Origin of the sequence: Clostridium intestinale, from assembly GCF_035905475.1 — a bacterium.
GTDB lineage: Bacteria > Bacillota > Clostridia > Clostridiales > Clostridiaceae > Clostridium_T > Clostridium_T intestinale.
This window is the reverse complement of the sequence record NZ_CP121166.1, coordinates 4,378,185-4,394,886: the sequence shown is the minus strand read 5'-3', so window position 1 is coordinate 4,394,886 and position 16,702 is coordinate 4,378,185. Positions and strand designations below refer to the sequence as shown.

The following is a 16,702-nucleotide window of genomic DNA, read 5'->3' as shown; positions in this document are numbered from 1 at the left end:
ACATCTCCTTGCACTATTAAAATCTTCTGTCTCTTCTATTTGGAACAAAATCTGCTGTCTCCATATAAAATCTCAATATTCTTCTTTGCATCTTTATAACTAAATCAGAATATTTATCATCATTAATTAAATTATTAAGCTCTTTGGGATCATTTTTTAAATCATATAGCTCATCATGTTCATAAAGCCTTTCAATATATTTAAAGTCTCCCATACGAACCATTACAGCCTTGGTGTGTTCTGGTCCTTCACTTCCTTGGGTACTCAATCTTGGCCAGTAACTTGACTCTGGTCCATGACCACCTTCCATAGCTTGAACTTCGCCATGTATTCTTCCACCTTCACTAAATACTGCATCCTTATGTTCTTCAGATCCCTCTAAAGCTTTTACAACAGATTTTCCAAACTGAGTATAATCTATTTCATAATCAGCCATTTCTGCTATAGTTGCGCATAAATCCACAAGCTCTACTAACGCATCACTTATTCTTGGCTTAACATTTATATCTTTACATGGTTTCACTATAAGCGGAACATTACTAACACAATTCTCAAAAGTATTTTGAGTTTTTTCTACTATTCCATAATCTCCTGTATAGTCTCCATGGTCACTAAATACAAATATTGAGGTATCATCATAAAGCTCTTTTTCTTTTAAAGCTTTAACTATCATACCAAATTGATGATCTAGTCTAGATACCATAGCATGATAAGTTGCTCTTAATTCTTTGAATCTATCTAAACTCCAGCTTTGAAGATTTTGCTTATCATATATACCTTTTAGCATACTAGCTTTTTTAGACCAATCTTCTGGGGCGGCTATTATATCTTCAACTTTATTTCTATCAATTGAACTAAACCAGGGTTCTTCACAAGCATATGGAGGATGAGGAAATAATAGTGTTATATATATACAGAATGGTTTTTCGCTATCATTATTAAAATTTCCTATAAGTTCAACTGCTCTATTTACACAATTCCAATCTGCTTTTCCATAATTAGCATCTTCATCTAACTTTCCTGCATAAAATGAATAATAATTGTCTCCCTCAGCATCTCCTCTGAAACCTTCTTCCCAACTTTTATTAGCACTCATAAAGTTTGAACCTTTATCAAAACCTGAATAATACTCATCACAATAATCGCTTAAGTCTGTTCCAGCTGGAATAATATCATTTCTACCAAGCCACATCACATTATATCCTTGGTTTTTAAGAGTTTTAAGTAACATCGGATCATCTTTCTCAAGTAAGTAATGCATTGTTCTGTGACCTTTTGTATGTGGATATAAACCTGTTAAAAAGCTACATCTACTTGGTACACAAACATTATTTTGACAATAAGTATTTCTAAAAGATACTCCATCTTCATTAGGTATTCTATCAAAATTTGGTGTGATAGCTGCTGGATTTCCTAAATGTCCTAAAGCATCAGCACGTAATTGATCTCCAACAAATAATACTAAGTTTGGTCTTTTACTCATACCTTACCCTTCTTTCTTTTATTTTTTAATCTCTATACTCACACTATAAATAATAGCAATTGCTATGCCAAACACATAACAACTAAAAATTAACCCGATAAAGCCTTACTTTATCGGGTTTAGATATATTAATTAAATTATTTTTATACACATCAATCTATTTATACACATCAATTATAATGTGTATAAATAGATATCATACACATTATACTCTTTTTATTAATGAGTATATATAACATAACTCATCTTCATTTATTATTATTTCAAATTTATCCTCAATATTTATAAGTAAATATTTTAACTTTTCTAAGTCCTTAGCATACAAAGTCTTAAACGACTCTTTTCTGCTAAAAATTACTCCCTTTTCTCTACCTAAAATTCTTTCTAAGGCACAAACCATATGCATACTTAATCCTACAAGAGTATCTAAGTCCATTTCTATTGAATAAACTTCTTCTATTCTCTTTAGTGAATCTACTAATATATCTCTAAAGGTATTTAGATCATATAACTTAATATCTTCCTTAAAATTTTCTATAATCTTATCGCATATTTCCTCTATACTTTGTCTATTTGAAGAAATATCTTTTCTAACATTAATTATAGATTTTAACTTAGTAAAGTCTTTATCTAAAAATAGTTCGCTTGCAGAAACAAAAGGGATGGAGTGTAACTCAGGATTTACTGTTCCAATGATGGCTATTATATTTTTTTCTTTCAAAATCCTTTTAACTCTAATGTGCATATCTTCCTTATCACTTATTGACATTGGAATAACTTGAATGTTTTTATCATCTATATATAGCTGTTCTTCAACCATATTCTTAAGTTTAATAGCACTGCCTTCACCTGTTAAGCACATAGTTATTATAACATTTTCCTTTGATTTATCTAGCTTTGTATAATCATTACTATAATAAATATTAAATAAATTCTTATGTATAACTTCATTATATATATCATCAATATCTGTACCCATAGCTGCTTTTCTTGAAGCTTCTAGTGCTATTAATGTAGTTACCATATCTATACTTTTTATCTTAACTCCAGTTTCTTGACTTATAAGTTCTCCAAACATACTTAAAGAACCCATATCAGCTAACATAAGTACTCCTCCACCTTTATTAATAGATGGAATATATTCTTTTAGCTCCTCATATGCAGTTTTAGTAGATTTCTCTAAATGCATATCGAATCCAAAAGTATTCTCTTCTCCGATTAGTTTATTAACTACATCTGCCATAGAACTAGCAGTAGAATTTCCATGCATAGCTATAAGTATTACAACGGCATCATTATTTTCTTTTTGACTTACAAACTCATCAGTTATAAACATTGTTATAAACCCTATTTCATCTTTAGGTACTAAAATACTATATTCTTTCTCCAAAGCATCCGCCAAATAATTAGCTACACTAAATTCCTTTGGATATTTTTCTATTATTTCTTTAATCTTATGATTTTCTACAAATTTGCTTAATCTTATTCTTTCAACAGAAGACCCCACATGTAAACATAATCCGTAAAATATTTTTTGAGGGAAAACCTTTTTAAGCTCTTTCCCAGCATGATTTAAAAAGTCTTCAACTAGTTCTATTACCTTTTCATCTACTACTTTAGAAAGCTCTTCCTTATTTATATTTTCATTAAATTTATATATAAACTTTTTAAAATACTTTTCTATGTCCATACTCATAATTAAATTAATATCGTCTTCTGTTAAACCTCTAGCCTTTAATGTACTAATTCTTTCTTCTAGAGAATCATAAAAGGTGTTTGCAATTGAACTCTCTTCTTCTTCCCTCTTATTTTTACTTCCTTCTATAGTAAAATGAAACATAAAGCTGTCAGAGATAATTTCGTCTAGTTCTTTTTTGTGTAATTTATAGTTTATAATCCCCTTCTTTATATATTCAGGTAACTCATCAATATCAACATTTATACAATCTGAACCATTTACTACACACTTTAAAAATGCATTTGCACAAACTAACTGTATATCATTTTTAAGCTGCCCTATATTTCCTAAACAATTATATAACATTAAATTTTTAATAACCTCTGAAGTAACCTTTATATCTTTGCTAGTTTTACTTGCTTCAATTTTAAAAAATTCACTTAAGAGAGAAAATCTTTCCTTCATTGTTCTATCTCTTAAAGACGGCAGAGAGATTACCATCGGTATTCTTCTAGTAAAGGTTGATAATAAGCTGCTATCCTTATTCTCCGTAGTAGCACAAATTATAATTACATCTGCCTTATTATATTCACCTGTCTCCCCTAAAGGTTTATATTGTCCTTTATCCATAAGATAAAAAAACATTTCTTGTCCCTCTGGTGGTAATCTATGAACCTCATCTAAAAACAAAATTCCTTTATTAGCCTTTTGAACTAACCCTTCCTTATCTTCATTTGCTCCAGTATAACTTCCTTTTTTAGCTCCAAATAATTGTGCTAATAAGAGCTGGGGATTATTTGAATAGTCTGCACAGTTAAAGGACACAAAAGGGGAGTTTTCCATTAACACATCATTATCAATTGCAAATTTATACATCAACTCTGCAAACATTGTTTTTCCTACCCCTGTAGCTCCTAATAAAAGTGTATGAAGTCCTTTAGGCGGATATAAAATTGCAGCTTTTGCCTGTTGAATAGGCTTTAATAAACTTTCACTACTTCCTATTAAAAAATCAAGACCAAAGGACTCTTGAAGCTCTCTTTTCTCTGCCTTCTCTATTTCAGATTCCACCAAATATATAACGGGCTTCCCTTTTGTTTTAACTATTTTTTCTTCTTTATATAATTTATTTAATATACTGCTGACATTTGCTCTCTGCATGTCAAGTTTATCTGCTATATAATTCGTTGTGCATCCTATTTCATACCCTTTATTTTTTTGCCTTTTACATGTTTCAGTAATAACCTCTAATATTAATTCTTCATTTGATTTTTTACTCATCAATATCACTCCCATTAAACACTTATACACTTTATTTTTCAAGTATTGCTAATGTGTTTAATATAGTTTATTTGGAGGAAAATATCAAGTTATTCATACCAGTTATCCTTATTATTAAAATCCACCCCGCTCTATTATATACTCATGATAATGTCTTATAGCGCTATCTATTAATACGTTTAATCTTATATTTACATTTGGATGTAAGAACTTAAGCTCATTTAACATTTGAGCAGTTGATTCTCTAATGCTAAAACTCTTTCTAATTAAAAACTCCTCATCCTCTAAAATAACCACTCTACTTTTCATTTTATTATCATTATTTGTATTTAAATTCTTTTCACTAAAAGAAGTACTAATGCCAATACTTTTTAAATCTTCCTCTATATTGAATTCTTTTATTACCTTTTCATTAAGTACTTCACCATCTGTCCATATAGCTCCCTTAGGATATTCTTGCTTTTTAGGCGTTAGCTCTTCTATATTTTCATTAGCATTATTATATTGCTTTTCATTTTTCTTCATTACTTTGTCTCCTATAGTTCTTTTTTACTAATATTTTATTCATACCACTGCTCCGCTGGTCCTCTTTTCTAATGCTCCTATTTTCCAACATTCCACTTTTGCTCTTTTCCTATGTTCCAGCATCCCAATGTGCCACTTTTGCACTGCTCTTATGCTCCACTTTTGAAAATTTCTTATGCTCCTGCAGTCCACCTTTCCGCTTTTCCAATGCGCCTGTGCTTTTGAGTAACGATGCTGCGCTTTTGCACTGCTTCAAAACTCCTGCATGCCTCTGATTTATTTGTTTTCTCTGTAGAAAAATACTCTTTCCCCTAAATTTAAAAAGAGCTTAACAATCTGCTAAGCTCTTCTACTATTCTCTATCTTATTTTAATTACTCCACCTTCCATACCAGAAGTGGCTAAACTTGTGTACATGCCAAGTACTCCTCTAGTATATTTAGGTGGTTTTGGTGTCCATTTTTCTTTTCTTTCTTTTAGTATCTTCTCTATCTCTTCTTTTGATTTTTCTTGTCCATTTACTCCAACTATGTTTATTCCTCTGTTTTCTATATCTATGTGGATTATATCTCCATCTTTAACTAAAGCTATTGGTCCTCCATTACTTGCTTCTGGAGATACGTGTCCTATAGCAGGTCCTCTTGTTGCTCCTGAGAATCTTCCATCGGTTATTAAAGCTACAGTTGAGTTTAGTTTTTCGTCTGAAGCTATGGCTTCTGTTGTGTAGAACATTTCTGGCATTCCGGAACCTCTAGGTCCTTCGTATCTTATTATTATTGCATCTCCTGGTTTTATGCCTCCATTTATAGTTGCTTCAAAGGCTTCTTCTTCTGAGTCAAAGGCTCTAGCACTTAGTTTTATATCTCTCATTCCTTTAGGTAAGCTTGAGTGTTTAACTACGCAGCCTTCTGGTGCTAGGTTCCCTTTAAGTACTGATACTGCTCCTATTTCACTTAGTGGACTTTCAGCATCGTAGATAACTTCCGTGTAGTCCATCTTAGGAGCAGAAGCTAAATATTTACCATAAGCTTCTTCTTTATTGAATTCCTCTAAGTTTTCTCCTAGGGTTTTACCTGTAACTGTCATAACATCTAGGTGAAGGTATTTCTTTATTTTATTCATTATTGCAGGTACTCCTCCTGCGTAAAATACATAGTTTGCTGGCCAATGTCCGCTTGGTCTTACATTTAGTATAAATGGTATATTTCTATGGATTTTATCAAAATCTTCTGGGCGTATTTCTATATCAAGTTCCTTTGCTATAGCTGGTATATGAAGAAGTGCATTAGTTGATCCACCTATAGCTGCATGAACCATTATTGCATTTTCTATGGATTTTCTGTTTACTATGTCTGATACTTTTATTCCTTTTTCTACCAAACTCTTTACTGCTCTTGAAGCTTTTCTTGTGTATTCTTTTAATATTTCTGAGGTTGACGGTAAGAGCGCTGCTCCCGGTAGAGCAAGTCCTAAAGCTTCACCAAGTACCTGCATAGTTGCAGCTGTTCCCATAAAAGAACAAGCTCCACAGCTTGGGCATGCATTTTCTTTATAGAAATCATATTGAGCTGTAGTTATTTCTCCTCTTTTATGCATGGCACTGTAGGTTCCTACTTGGTTTAGGGTTAAAAGATTAGGACCTGCATTCATAATTCCACCGGGTATTACTACTGAAGGTATATTTACTCTACACATAGCTACTAGGTTTCCTGGCATTCCTTTATCACAACTTGCTACAAATAGTCCTCCATCAAAACCTGTAGCATTTGCATGAATTTCTATCATGTCTGCTATTATTTCTCTAGATACTAGAGAATAGTTCATTCCATCATGTCCTTGAGCTTGACCATCACATATATCTGTTGCATAATAGTCTGCTGCCTTTATGTTTAAACTTGTAAGCTCCTCCATAGCCTCATTTACTACTACATCTAAATGAACGCTTCCTGGATGGCTTTTACCATAGGTACTTTCTACTATTACCTGCATCTTTTCTAAATCTTCTGTAGTCCATCCCATTCCTCTTTTTAGAGAATCCATTTCTGGAGCTATTTTTCTTACCTTTTGAGAATATAACATAGTTTTCACCTTACCTCTCTATAGAATTTTTTTCCCCTATTATCTTTTCTACATCTCTTGGGTCTACTTGCATACTATCGCCTTTAATAGTGCATTTTAAAGTTGCTGCTGCTACTCCAAAGTCTATGGCTTCTTTTAGAGTTTTCTCTTTCATAATTGAGTAGATTACTCCTGATACAAAAGCATCTCCACTTCCCACTCTTTCAACCATTTTAGTTGTAAGTTTAACTGATTCTGCTTTTTCTTCCTCTCCTAGGGCGTAAGCGTAGTAGGTGTTGTTATCTTCTTTATCGTTTTGTCTTTCTGTATGGAAAATATACTTAAAACCAAACTTTTCTTTAAGTTTTTGCATTCGTTTAAATATATCTTCCTTTGTAGAAGTTTCTCTATCAAACATGGTTATGTCTTTATCATCTACCATTATTGGTTCTATTCCAAAACATATATCTGCAAAAGGAGCTAATTCTGTTGCATAGTTTTTAGCTTCCATAAAGGTTGCCATTTTGCTTCTAAAGTTTAAGTCCATGCTTATAAATATATTTCTCTTTTTAGCTTCTTTTACAACTTCTCTTACTATTTCTCTAGAGTTTTCCCCAACTGCTAAAGTTATTCCACTAAAGTGAAGCCAGGTTACCCCTTCAAGTATCTTGTTTATATCTATATCTTCTATAGATAACTCTGAAAAACTACTGTGTTTTCTATCGTATATAACACTGCTGTTTCTAACTCCTGAGCTTCTCTCTAAGAAGTAGTAACCTATCTTTTCTCCTTTAGTTAGAATATTCTTTATGTCAACTCCAACTCCTCTAAAATACCTTTTTACATTTTTAGCTATATCATTATCTGGAAGAGCTGATAGGATAGAAGTTTCTACATCCCAAGCTGAAAGCATTGAAGATATGTTAGCTTCTGAGCCTCCATAAAAACACTCGAACTCGTTAGAGTTTCCGTATACATCAAAGTTTTTTGGAGTAAATCTTATAAGTATTTCACCTATTGAAAGAAATTTTCCCATGTTATTTCCCTACCTTCTCCATAAATCTTCTTGCATTTTCGGCTATCTTAGCTCTGTCACTATTAGTTCCAGAAGTTAATATACTTCCTATTCCTACTGAATCTGCTCCACTATTTAACCATTCATTTAGGTTCTCAAGGTTAACTCCACCTGTTACCATTATCTTAACATTTTTAATTGGTGCTTTTATTGCCTTTATGTAACTTGGTCCTAAAGCTTCCCCAGGAAATAATTTAATAACCTTAACACCTGAGTTTAGGGCATTTACTATTTCTGTTGGTGTGAAACAACCCGGAATATATTCTACATTTTTTTCTGTACAGTACTCACTTATAAGTTCGTCGAAGTTAGGTCCTACTACAAATTCTGATCCTGCTTTTATGGCTTCTCTAGCTGTGTCTACATTTAAAACACTTCCTGCACCTATAACTACATCCTTATACTTTCCTACTAGGCTTTTTATGATTTCTGAGGCATCCTTGTTTGTGTAAGTTACCTCTATAAGTTTTATACCACCTTCTATTGCTCCCTCTATTATGTTTAGTGCTTCTTTCTTGTCATCTCCTCTTATTACAGCAACTATTTTGTTCTCAAGTATGTTATCAACTACGCTCATTCAAAACTCCTCCTAAAGGAACAAGCCTCACCTGAAGTGAAGCTTATTCTTTTTCTTTCCTTTATTATATCATTTTATTTCCAATAAAATACTTTCACTTGCCTTCATAGTTTCCCCAACATTGTATTTTTTTATTTCATGACCGTTAGGTTCTGCAAGTATTAGCATTATTGTTTTATCTAAACCTTCTCTTCTAAGTACATTTATATCAAAGCTTAGAAGTAAATCTCCTCTTTTAACTTGTTGTCCCTCTTTGCAGTGAATATTAAAGCCTTCACCCTTTAGGTTTACTGTATCTATTCCCACATGTATAAGTAGCTCAATTCCCTCTTTGGTTCTAAGTCCTACCGCATGTTTACTTTCCATCATGATTGTAACTACTTCTGAATCACAAGGTGCATATACTTTAGTGTCAATTGGTTTTATTGCGATTCCATCTCCCATCATCTTTTGAGAGAAGACTTCATCGTTAACATCACCTAGGTCTAAACTTTCTCCATTACAAAAAGCATACATTACATTTTCATTTTTCTTCTTAAATAAATTTTTAAACATATATTTACACCTTCTATTTAAGCTCTGGCCAGTAGCCTTTGTTTGCTTCAATAAGATCATCTAATAAGTCCTTAGCAACCTTAGCGCTAGGTACTGTTTTAGATAAAGTTAGAGCCTGCCATAATTTTTGATAAGATCCTTCTATCCAAGCCTCAACTACTAGTTTTTCAACTGAAAGTTGTTGTTGCATTAAAGCTTTTTGAAATTCTGGAATTTCTCCTTGAGCTAGTGGTTCTGGTCCGTCGCTTCCAACTATACATGGAACTTCAACCATAGCCTCTGGATCAAAGTTTGATATAGCACCTTTATTTTCTACAATACATAACATTCTTTCATGAGTATTGTAGGCTATAGCTCTTGCTAAATCTACTATAAATGTTGCATGAGCATCTATGTGGAACTCTCCACCCTTAGCTGTTCCAGCTTCAACTATAGCTTTTGCTGCTCCAAATACATCTTTTTCTCTTCCATCCATAACCTCATTTGCTCTAGAATATTCTGCATTAGAATGTTCCACAACATAGTCTGGATATAGATAATATTTAAGATAAGTGTTTGGTAAGAAACGTGGGTCTATTGCTAATAAATCTTTAGCTTTTTTGTGTGTTTCTTGCCAGCTTGGATCTGTATGTTGAGTTTCAACCTCTTTAACTGTAAGATATCCATTTTCAGAAACGTAATCTTTTATTCTTTGAGTATAATCATTTCCTTCTTTATCTTTTACGCTAGTCCACCATCCGAAGTGGTTTAATCCAAAGTATTTAACTTCTAAATCTTGTGGCTCTAAATCTACTATCCCTGCCATACGACGAAGAGTTCCAACAGGCATATCACATATGTTTAATACCTTTGAGTTTGGTCTTAGTCTACGGCAAGCTTCAGCAACTATAGCTGCTGGATTTGAGTAGTTTAACATCCAGCAATCTGGAGAGTACTTTTCCATGTAGTCTATTAACTCAAGCATACCGCCTATACTTCTCATACCGTAAGCTATTCCTCCTGGTCCACAAGTTTCTTGACCAAGAACTCCATGCTTTAAAGGAACCTTTTCATCCTTCTCACGCATTTCATATTTACCTACACGGATGTGGGCCATACAGAAATCTACGTCTGTAAATGCTTCTTCTGGATCTGTTGTATATGAAAATTCAATCTCTGGTGCATTTTCTTTTAATACTATTTTTAGTGCTTCTCCAATTATGCCTTGACGTTCTCCATCATTATCATATAATTTTAATTTTCTTATTGGAAAACGATGTACGTTGTCTAACATCATCATAACTATCCCTGGTGTAAATGTACTTCCTCCGCCTGCAATAACTATAGAATGTTTTTTCATATAAATTACCTTCCTTCTAAGTTTCTTTTTATTCTCCTACTATTCCTAACGCATTATCTACCATAGATCTAATGCTTGTTACATTTAGTCCATATATTACTTGAACATTTTCTCCTTTGATTACAACCCCAGCTGCTCCTGTTCCTTTTAAAGTTTTTTCGTCAACCTTAGTTGAATCCTCAAGGATAAGTCTTAGTCTTGTATAACAATTATCTACTTTTTTGATATTTTCTTTTCCACCTAAAGCTTCTATTATAACTAATGCTTTATCATCAGAAGCTATAGATTTATTACCTTCTGCTTTTGCTTTATAATCACTTTTTGTATAAAGCTGAACATCATCCTTATCATCTTCTCTACCAGTAGTTTTTAAGTTTAACTTAACTATTAAGAATCTGAATAACCCATAGTAAATTGCAAATTGAACTATTCCTACTAATACAAACATTGGCCATGATGTTTTTTCTATACCTAATGGTAAGTTATATAATAAGAAGTCTATAAGTCCATTAGGTCCTATTGCTCTTACGTTTAATATATTTAAAGCCACCATTCCAAGTCCACTTAATACTGCATGTATTCCAAAAAGAATAGGTGCTGTGAATAAGAATGAGAACTCAATAGGTTCTGTTACACCTGCTATTACTGATGTTATTGCTGCTGGTATAAGTATAGCTTTTGCTTTCTTTTTCTTATCATCATCTGCTGTATGATAAAGGGCTAAACAAGCTCCTACTAAACCAAACATTTTTGATACTCCTCTGGCATCCCATATAACGCTACCAGATAATACTTTTACTGCTGGATCTGCAATTTCAGCAAAGTATATGTTTCTTGCTCCTTCTATAACCTGACCTCCTATAGTCTCCACCCCTCCAAGTTGAGTATATAAAAATGGTGTATAAACTAAGTGATGAAGTCCTGTAGGTATAAGAAGTCTTTCTAACATACCATATATGAATATTCCAAAATTACCGCTCTTTTGAATGTAATATCCTAAACTAGATATTCCCCATTGTACTGATGGCCAAACATAAGAAAGTACAACTGCTAATACTACTACTATTGGAATTAATATTAAAAATACTAATCTTGATCCACCATATACTTGAAAAGCTCCATTGAACTCTTTTTTACAATATCTATTATGAATATAAGCAACTACAATACCTAAAATAATTCCTAAGAAAACACCCATATCTAAAACTTGTGTTCCTAAAACTACTGCTTGACCAGATCCTCTTAATTGATCAGCTGGTACTAATTTACCTGATAGATTAAGGAAGATGTTCATAGCATTAATAAATACAAAATAAACTAATACTGATGTAAATCCTGATTCTGCTTTCTTCTCTTTAGCTAAACCTACTGCTAAACCTACACAAAATATAATTCCTAAATTTGATAATATAGGTACTAAAGAACCTGAAAGTATTTTACCGAAACCAAATATTAATGTGTTTTTTAAAAAGGGCGCGTATTCTGCTAATCTAGCATTTGTTAATATATTTCCAAAAGCAATAAGTATACCTACTATTGGAAGTATTAGAACTGGAATGAACATTGCTTTTGAAAATCTTTGCATAGCATTCATAATCTTTTCTTTCATAATTTCCACCTCTTAATATATTTTTATCTCTTTCACAGTTTTTATTATAATTACGTTTTCAAAATTAAGAAATAGTTTTCAGGCAGTAAGAAACCTGTTAACTTAAAAGATAACAGGTTTCTTAAAAAGGGCTATTTTTCTGTATTTATTTAACATTATATTCTTTTTGTCCCTGGTGATATCTGTGAATTAAGTACTCCATAAACATAAGCATATTAGGGAAAAATGAATTCGCCATAACATTACTATCATCTAACTTATGCATATCAAATATCTTAAAAGATATATCTGAAAGCTTTGAAATACTATTTTCAACTTCTTTAGTAAAAGAAACTACAAGCTTATTTTTATCTTTTGCAACCTTAACTTTATCCAACACTTCCTTAGTTTCTCCCGATTTAGATATGACTATAAGCATTTCCATATCTTCAACATTGTTTTCAAAGCTTCCTATAGAATCTATTAATATACTTTTAATACCCACGCCTAACATTTTCTTATTAAAGTAATCTGCTGCTATATTTGAATATCCCCTGGCATAAATAAATATATATCTATTTGATTTATTTATTAATAACTGTATAAATCTATTAACATGTTCTTCCTCAACATACTTAGATAAAAAATTTATATCTGTTCCTATTAATGTATCTTCCTCTTCAACTATCCCTGTGCTTTTACTATCTACTAAAGGGGTTATATTATAAACCATATCTATAAACCCAGTGAAACCTAACTTTTTAGAAAGCCTCATGATTGTAGATGTTGAAGTATAGTTTGCTGCGGCTACTCCTCTAACCCCTATATCCATAACATTATCAATATTTTCAATAATATATTCAAGCACCTGTTCTTCTAAAGCTGTTATCTTCTTATTTTTAACTATCTTACTTAAATCAATCTTCACTTATATCACCCCTCTTATAATAAAGATTATGTAATTAAGTATAATATTATCAATATTTTAAAGTTAAGAAAAGGCTAAGATTAAATAATCCTAGCCTTTGACCTTATTATCCTTCATAAAAGACATCAATATTCCTATAACTGAAACTATTAAGAATATTAGAAATGCAAATTTATATTCACTTAAACTATATGACTTTATCCCATCTATAGTTTCTCCATTCCACTTTAAGTCTAAAAAATAACCAATTAATATGCTCATTACTGAACTTCCCACAAACTCTCCTGAGTTTACTATGCTTGTTCCTATTCCACCATAACTTTTATTTACCTTATCTTTAATATCTGTAAAACTTAGTATATGTGCCATAGCCAGTGTTCCCATAACTAATAAAATAACTGGGTACACGGATAGCGGAGGTTTTCCTCCCTCAATTATAAGTATGTATATCCATATTAATGTATTTATAATTAACCCTATTCTTGGATACCATTTTATAGGGTCTTTTAATACTCTATCCACTTGTCCAACTACTAATGAGCCTATTACTAATCCATAAATTATAAAAGAAGTATAAAAGGCTGCTGATGTTTTACTTAAACCATAAACATAAGTAAAATAAGATACTCCCCAAAGTCCTGTTAGTGTTGTGGTACATCCAACTAAAGAAAATAATATAAAGAAATTTCTCCAAGTTGCTTTATTTGTTACTACTTCTTTTAATGCTTTAAGTAGGTTAAACTTCTCTCCATTTTGGTCTACCCCTAAAGGTGCAAATCCCACTTCCTTTGGAGAAGATATTACATACTTGTACACCAAAAATCCAACTATAAAACAAGCTACTCCCATTACATAAAAGGAGTTTCTCCATCCCATAAATATAACCATGGCTGCAAGTGGAAAGGTAGCTATTACCCCTCCCATATTACCTATAAAAGATAGCTTTGATGATGCCTTTGAGAACTCATCTTTTGAAAACCATATAGCTTGTGCTTTAAGAACTGATATAAATATAACTGAAGTTCCAACTCCTACAAGAAGTCTTGCTCCATAGGCAAGCCATACATTTGAAGCTGCTCCAAGTAACATAGATCCCACTCCTGTAGTTATAACGCCTAGGTAACTTATCTTTTTATATCCAAATACATCTAAAAGAATTCCTGCTGGAATCTGCATAATAGCATAACTATAAAAGGTTACAGATGCAATATTACCAATCTGAGCTGCCGATAAGTTAAGGGTTTTTGAAAGTTCTTCTGACACTACCCCTAATGCACTTCTATGAAATAATGACATAACAAAGGACAAAGATAATATTGTCCAAATTCTCCACTTGTAAAAATTATAAGTCTTTTTCACGCTGTCACTCCTAATAAAAATCTAATTAAAAAATCTACTAATAATTATCTCTCACTATTAGTAGATTGTACATAAAAATATTATTCTTTTTATACCTCAAATCTATATCCTATTCCCCAGATGGTTTCAATATAATGTGGTTTTGAAGAATCAGACTCGATTTTTTCTCTTATTTTTCTTATATGAACTGTTACTGTTGCAATCTCTCCTGCGGAATCCATACCCCATATTCTTTCAAACAACTCTTCTTTTGAAAAAACTCTATTTGGGTTACTAGCTAGTAATAATAATAAATCAAATTCTTTAGTTGTAAAGTTTATTTCTTTATCATTTATAAATATTCTTCTGGAGGTTTTATCTATGGTTATTCCTCTAATCTGTATTATATCCTGCTCTTTTTTACCGCTTCCATTTACTAAACGCTCGTATCTTAAAATATGTGCTTTAACCCTTGCAACTAATTCATTGGGACTAAACGGTTTAGTCATATAATCATCTGCACCTAGTCCTAAAGCCCTAATTTTATCTATATCTTCTTTTTTAGCTGACACCATAAGAATAGGTATATCTTTTTCAATACGAATTCTTTTACATATCTCAAAACCATCCATTGTTGGAAGCATAACATCTAATATAACTAAATCATAATCTTCATGTTGAACTTCATAAAAACCTTTATCTCCACTACTTTCTATATCAACACTAAATCCATTAATCTCCAAATAGTCTCTCTCTAACTCTGCAATGCTAATATCATCTTCTATTATTAGAACTCTCTTCATATTTCCCCTCCCAACCTATCTTTTTTTAACTTAAAGAAAATACTAGTTCCTTTATTTAATTCACTTTCAGCCCATATTTCTCCCTGATGTTCCTCTATTATCTTTTTTACTATAGCAAGGCCTAATCCGCTTCCTCCTCCTATAGTTTCTCTAGCTGAATCTCCTCTATAAAATCTCTCAAATATATTGGGTAGTATTTCTTTATCTATTCCTTTTCCATTATCTTTTATTTCAACTATTACCTCATCATTTTTCTCAACTATATTTATATCTATTTTTAAAGCCTTATCATCTTTATATTTCATAGAATTCTCAATTATATTTAGTATAACTCTCTTAAGCTTTTGAACATCCGCCTTAACCATGATTGTAGATTTAGGAATATGCGATGTTAATTCTATATTATTTTTAGCAATATCAAAAGAAAGCTCTTCTATACAATCCTTCATAAATTCCGTAAAATCAACTTGTTGATAATGAAACTGTAATTTATTAATATCAAGTTTTGAGAATAAAAATAAATCATCTATTAATATATCCATATATTTGGCTTTGGCATGTATTGTATTTATGTACTTGTTCATTTTTTCTGGAGTATCTGCTATCCCATCTTTTATTCCTTCAACATAACCTTTTATAGAAGTTATAGGAGTTTTTAAATCATGAGATATATTAGAAATCAATTCTTTTCTATTATCCTCATATTGCTGCTGTAATTCTATAGATTCCTTAAGCCTTATCCTCATATTCTCAAAAGAATTTCCTACTTGAGCTATTTCATCCTTTGAGTCAATATTTATTTTATAATCTAAGTTTCCTTGTTTAATCTCATTAGCTGCATTTTCTAATTCTTTTAATGGTTTTATTATACTCTTATACACTAGATAGGTTAACACTCCATGAGTACTAAATAAAATCAAACAAATGCCAACAAGAAGCCCGCTTATATTCCTTTTAAATAATTGGGCTAAGTGTGATTTATCTAATATATAAAATACGCTTCCTTCACTTCCATCTTTAAAATAAAAATCTTGTTGTCCTAATGTAACTTGTTTTTTCTCTTCGTAAAGCTCTTCCATAGTGACTTCTTCTAAGTTAAACCTTGGTAACTTTGATGTATCAAGATTAGTCTTTATTTCTTCTGATACGTAAACTATATCTTCGTTTTTTCTTATCACTAAGCCAGTATATTCTAATTGTCTATTATTTTCTAGAGACTCCATAAAATCATTATCTAAAAACTTATCAGAATTCTGAATGCTTTGATTGTTTACAAATTTCATCATTCTATTAGTTGAAGCTACTACCTGAGTATAAAAATCCAACTTATCTACAGGACCTTTTGCACCAATACTATATTTTGTGCTACCTTCCAATAAAGAGGTATATATATGGGTCAAAGCTAATATTAGAATAAATGGAATTACTAGCATTGCTATATATGAAAATCTTAGTCTTACTTTAATAGACATCTT

Annotated in this window: 13 protein-coding genes; all 13 read right to left on the bottom strand. The window is 31.6% G+C overall.

The genetic code is table 11. From position 1 onward, the window contains the following. Window positions 1-16 precede the first annotated feature (16 nt). Window positions 17-1,483 (bottom strand): sulfatase family protein, encoded by a 1,467-nt coding sequence (locus tag P8F83_RS22160; protein ID WP_326512709.1) that lies wholly within the window; start codon window positions 1,481-1,483, stop codon window positions 17-19. A gap of 205 nt (window positions 1,484-1,688) precedes the next feature. Next, window positions 1,689-4,442, bottom strand: a complete 2,754-nt coding sequence (locus P8F83_RS22155; RefSeq protein WP_326512708.1) for a sigma-54-dependent transcriptional regulator — start codon at window positions 4,440-4,442, stop codon at window positions 1,689-1,691. Between the two features lie 114 nt (window positions 4,443-4,556). After that, entirely contained in the window at window positions 4,557-4,967 is a 411-nt protein-coding gene (locus tag P8F83_RS22150) for a hypothetical protein (protein ID WP_326512707.1), read from the bottom strand. A gap of 359 nt (window positions 4,968-5,326) precedes the next feature. Next, the gene (gene ilvD / locus P8F83_RS22145) at window positions 5,327-7,045 is read right to left on the bottom strand and encodes a dihydroxy-acid dehydratase (protein WP_326512706.1); all 1,719 of its coding nucleotides are present in this window, start codon (window positions 7,043-7,045) and stop codon (window positions 5,327-5,329) included. Between the two features lie 10 nt (window positions 7,046-7,055). Then, complete coding sequence (locus P8F83_RS22140; protein WP_326512705.1) at window positions 7,056-8,060, bottom strand: sugar kinase; 1,005 nt, start codon at window positions 8,058-8,060, stop codon at window positions 7,056-7,058. Window position 8,061: 1 nt separating this feature from the next. Continuing rightward, window positions 8,062-8,676, bottom strand: a complete 615-nt coding sequence (locus tag P8F83_RS22135) for a bifunctional 4-hydroxy-2-oxoglutarate aldolase/2-dehydro-3-deoxy-phosphogluconate aldolase (RefSeq protein ID WP_326512704.1) — start codon at window positions 8,674-8,676, stop codon at window positions 8,062-8,064. Between the two features lie 69 nt (window positions 8,677-8,745). Beyond that, window positions 8,746-9,231, bottom strand: a complete 486-nt coding sequence (locus tag P8F83_RS22130; RefSeq protein WP_326512703.1) for a PTS sugar transporter subunit IIA — start codon at window positions 9,229-9,231, stop codon at window positions 8,746-8,748. Window positions 9,232-9,244: 13 nt separating this feature from the next. Continuing rightward, window positions 9,245-10,570: a 6-phospho-alpha-glucosidase gene (locus P8F83_RS22125; RefSeq protein ID WP_315110268.1), complete on the bottom strand. Its 1,326-nt coding sequence runs from the start codon at window positions 10,568-10,570 to the stop codon at window positions 9,245-9,247. Between the two features lie 28 nt (window positions 10,571-10,598). Continuing rightward, entirely contained in the window at window positions 10,599-12,179 is a 1,581-nt protein-coding gene (locus P8F83_RS22120; protein ID WP_073019453.1) for a PTS transporter subunit EIIC, read from the bottom strand. Window positions 12,180-12,324: 145 nt separating this feature from the next. Then, window positions 12,325-13,080: a MurR/RpiR family transcriptional regulator gene (locus tag P8F83_RS22115; RefSeq protein ID WP_420022627.1), complete on the bottom strand. Its 756-nt coding sequence runs from the start codon at window positions 13,078-13,080 to the stop codon at window positions 12,325-12,327. Window positions 13,081-13,176: 96 nt separating this feature from the next. Continuing rightward, window positions 13,177-14,445 (bottom strand): MFS transporter, encoded by a 1,269-nt coding sequence (locus P8F83_RS22110; RefSeq protein ID WP_326512701.1) that lies wholly within the window; start codon window positions 14,443-14,445, stop codon window positions 13,177-13,179. Between the two features lie 89 nt (window positions 14,446-14,534). After that, window positions 14,535-15,227 carry a response regulator transcription factor gene (locus P8F83_RS22105; protein WP_326512700.1) on the bottom strand — a complete coding sequence of 231 codons (693 nt, stop codon included), beginning with the start codon at window positions 15,225-15,227 and terminating at the stop codon, window positions 14,535-14,537. Next, a complete protein-coding gene (locus tag P8F83_RS22100; RefSeq protein ID WP_326512699.1) occupies window positions 15,224-16,699 on the bottom strand; it encodes a sensor histidine kinase in 1,476 nt (491 codons plus the stop codon). The genes P8F83_RS22105 and P8F83_RS22100 overlap by 4 nt, the downstream gene beginning before the upstream one ends. Between the last annotated feature and the right edge of the window lie 3 nt (window positions 16,700-16,702).

Excerpts from the sequence above, each read along its gene's own strand:
- P8F83_RS22160 (WP_326512709.1), bottom strand. The coding sequence starts at position 1,483 with ATGAGTAAAAGACCAAACTTAGTATTATTTGTTGGAGATCAATTACGT.
- P8F83_RS22155 (WP_326512708.1), bottom strand. The coding sequence starts at position 4,442 with ATGAGTAAAAAATCAAATGAAGAATTAATATTAGAGGTTATTACTGAA.
- P8F83_RS22150 (WP_326512707.1), bottom strand. The coding sequence starts at position 4,967 with ATGAAGAAAAATGAAAAGCAATATAATAATGCTAATGAAAATATAGAA.
- ilvD (WP_326512706.1), bottom strand. The coding sequence starts at position 7,045 with ATGTTATATTCTCAAAAGGTAAGAAAAATAGCTCCAGAAATGGATTCT.
- P8F83_RS22140 (WP_326512705.1), bottom strand. The coding sequence starts at position 8,060 with ATGGGAAAATTTCTTTCAATAGGTGAAATACTTATAAGATTTACTCCA.
- P8F83_RS22135 (WP_326512704.1), bottom strand. The coding sequence starts at position 8,676 with ATGAGCGTAGTTGATAACATACTTGAGAACAAAATAGTTGCTGTAATA.
- P8F83_RS22130 (WP_326512703.1), bottom strand. The coding sequence starts at position 9,231 with ATGTTTAAAAATTTATTTAAGAAGAAAAATGAAAATGTAATGTATGCT.
- P8F83_RS22125 (WP_315110268.1), bottom strand. The coding sequence starts at position 10,570 with ATGAAAAAACATTCTATAGTTATTGCAGGCGGAGGAAGTACATTTACA.
- P8F83_RS22120 (WP_073019453.1), bottom strand. The coding sequence starts at position 12,179 with ATGAAAGAAAAGATTATGAATGCTATGCAAAGATTTTCAAAAGCAATG.
- P8F83_RS22105 (WP_326512700.1), bottom strand. The coding sequence starts at position 15,227 with ATGAAGAGAGTTCTAATAATAGAAGATGATATTAGCATTGCAGAGTTA.
- P8F83_RS22100 (WP_326512699.1), bottom strand. The coding sequence starts at position 16,699 with ATGTCTATTAAAGTAAGACTAAGATTTTCATATATAGCAATGCTAGTA.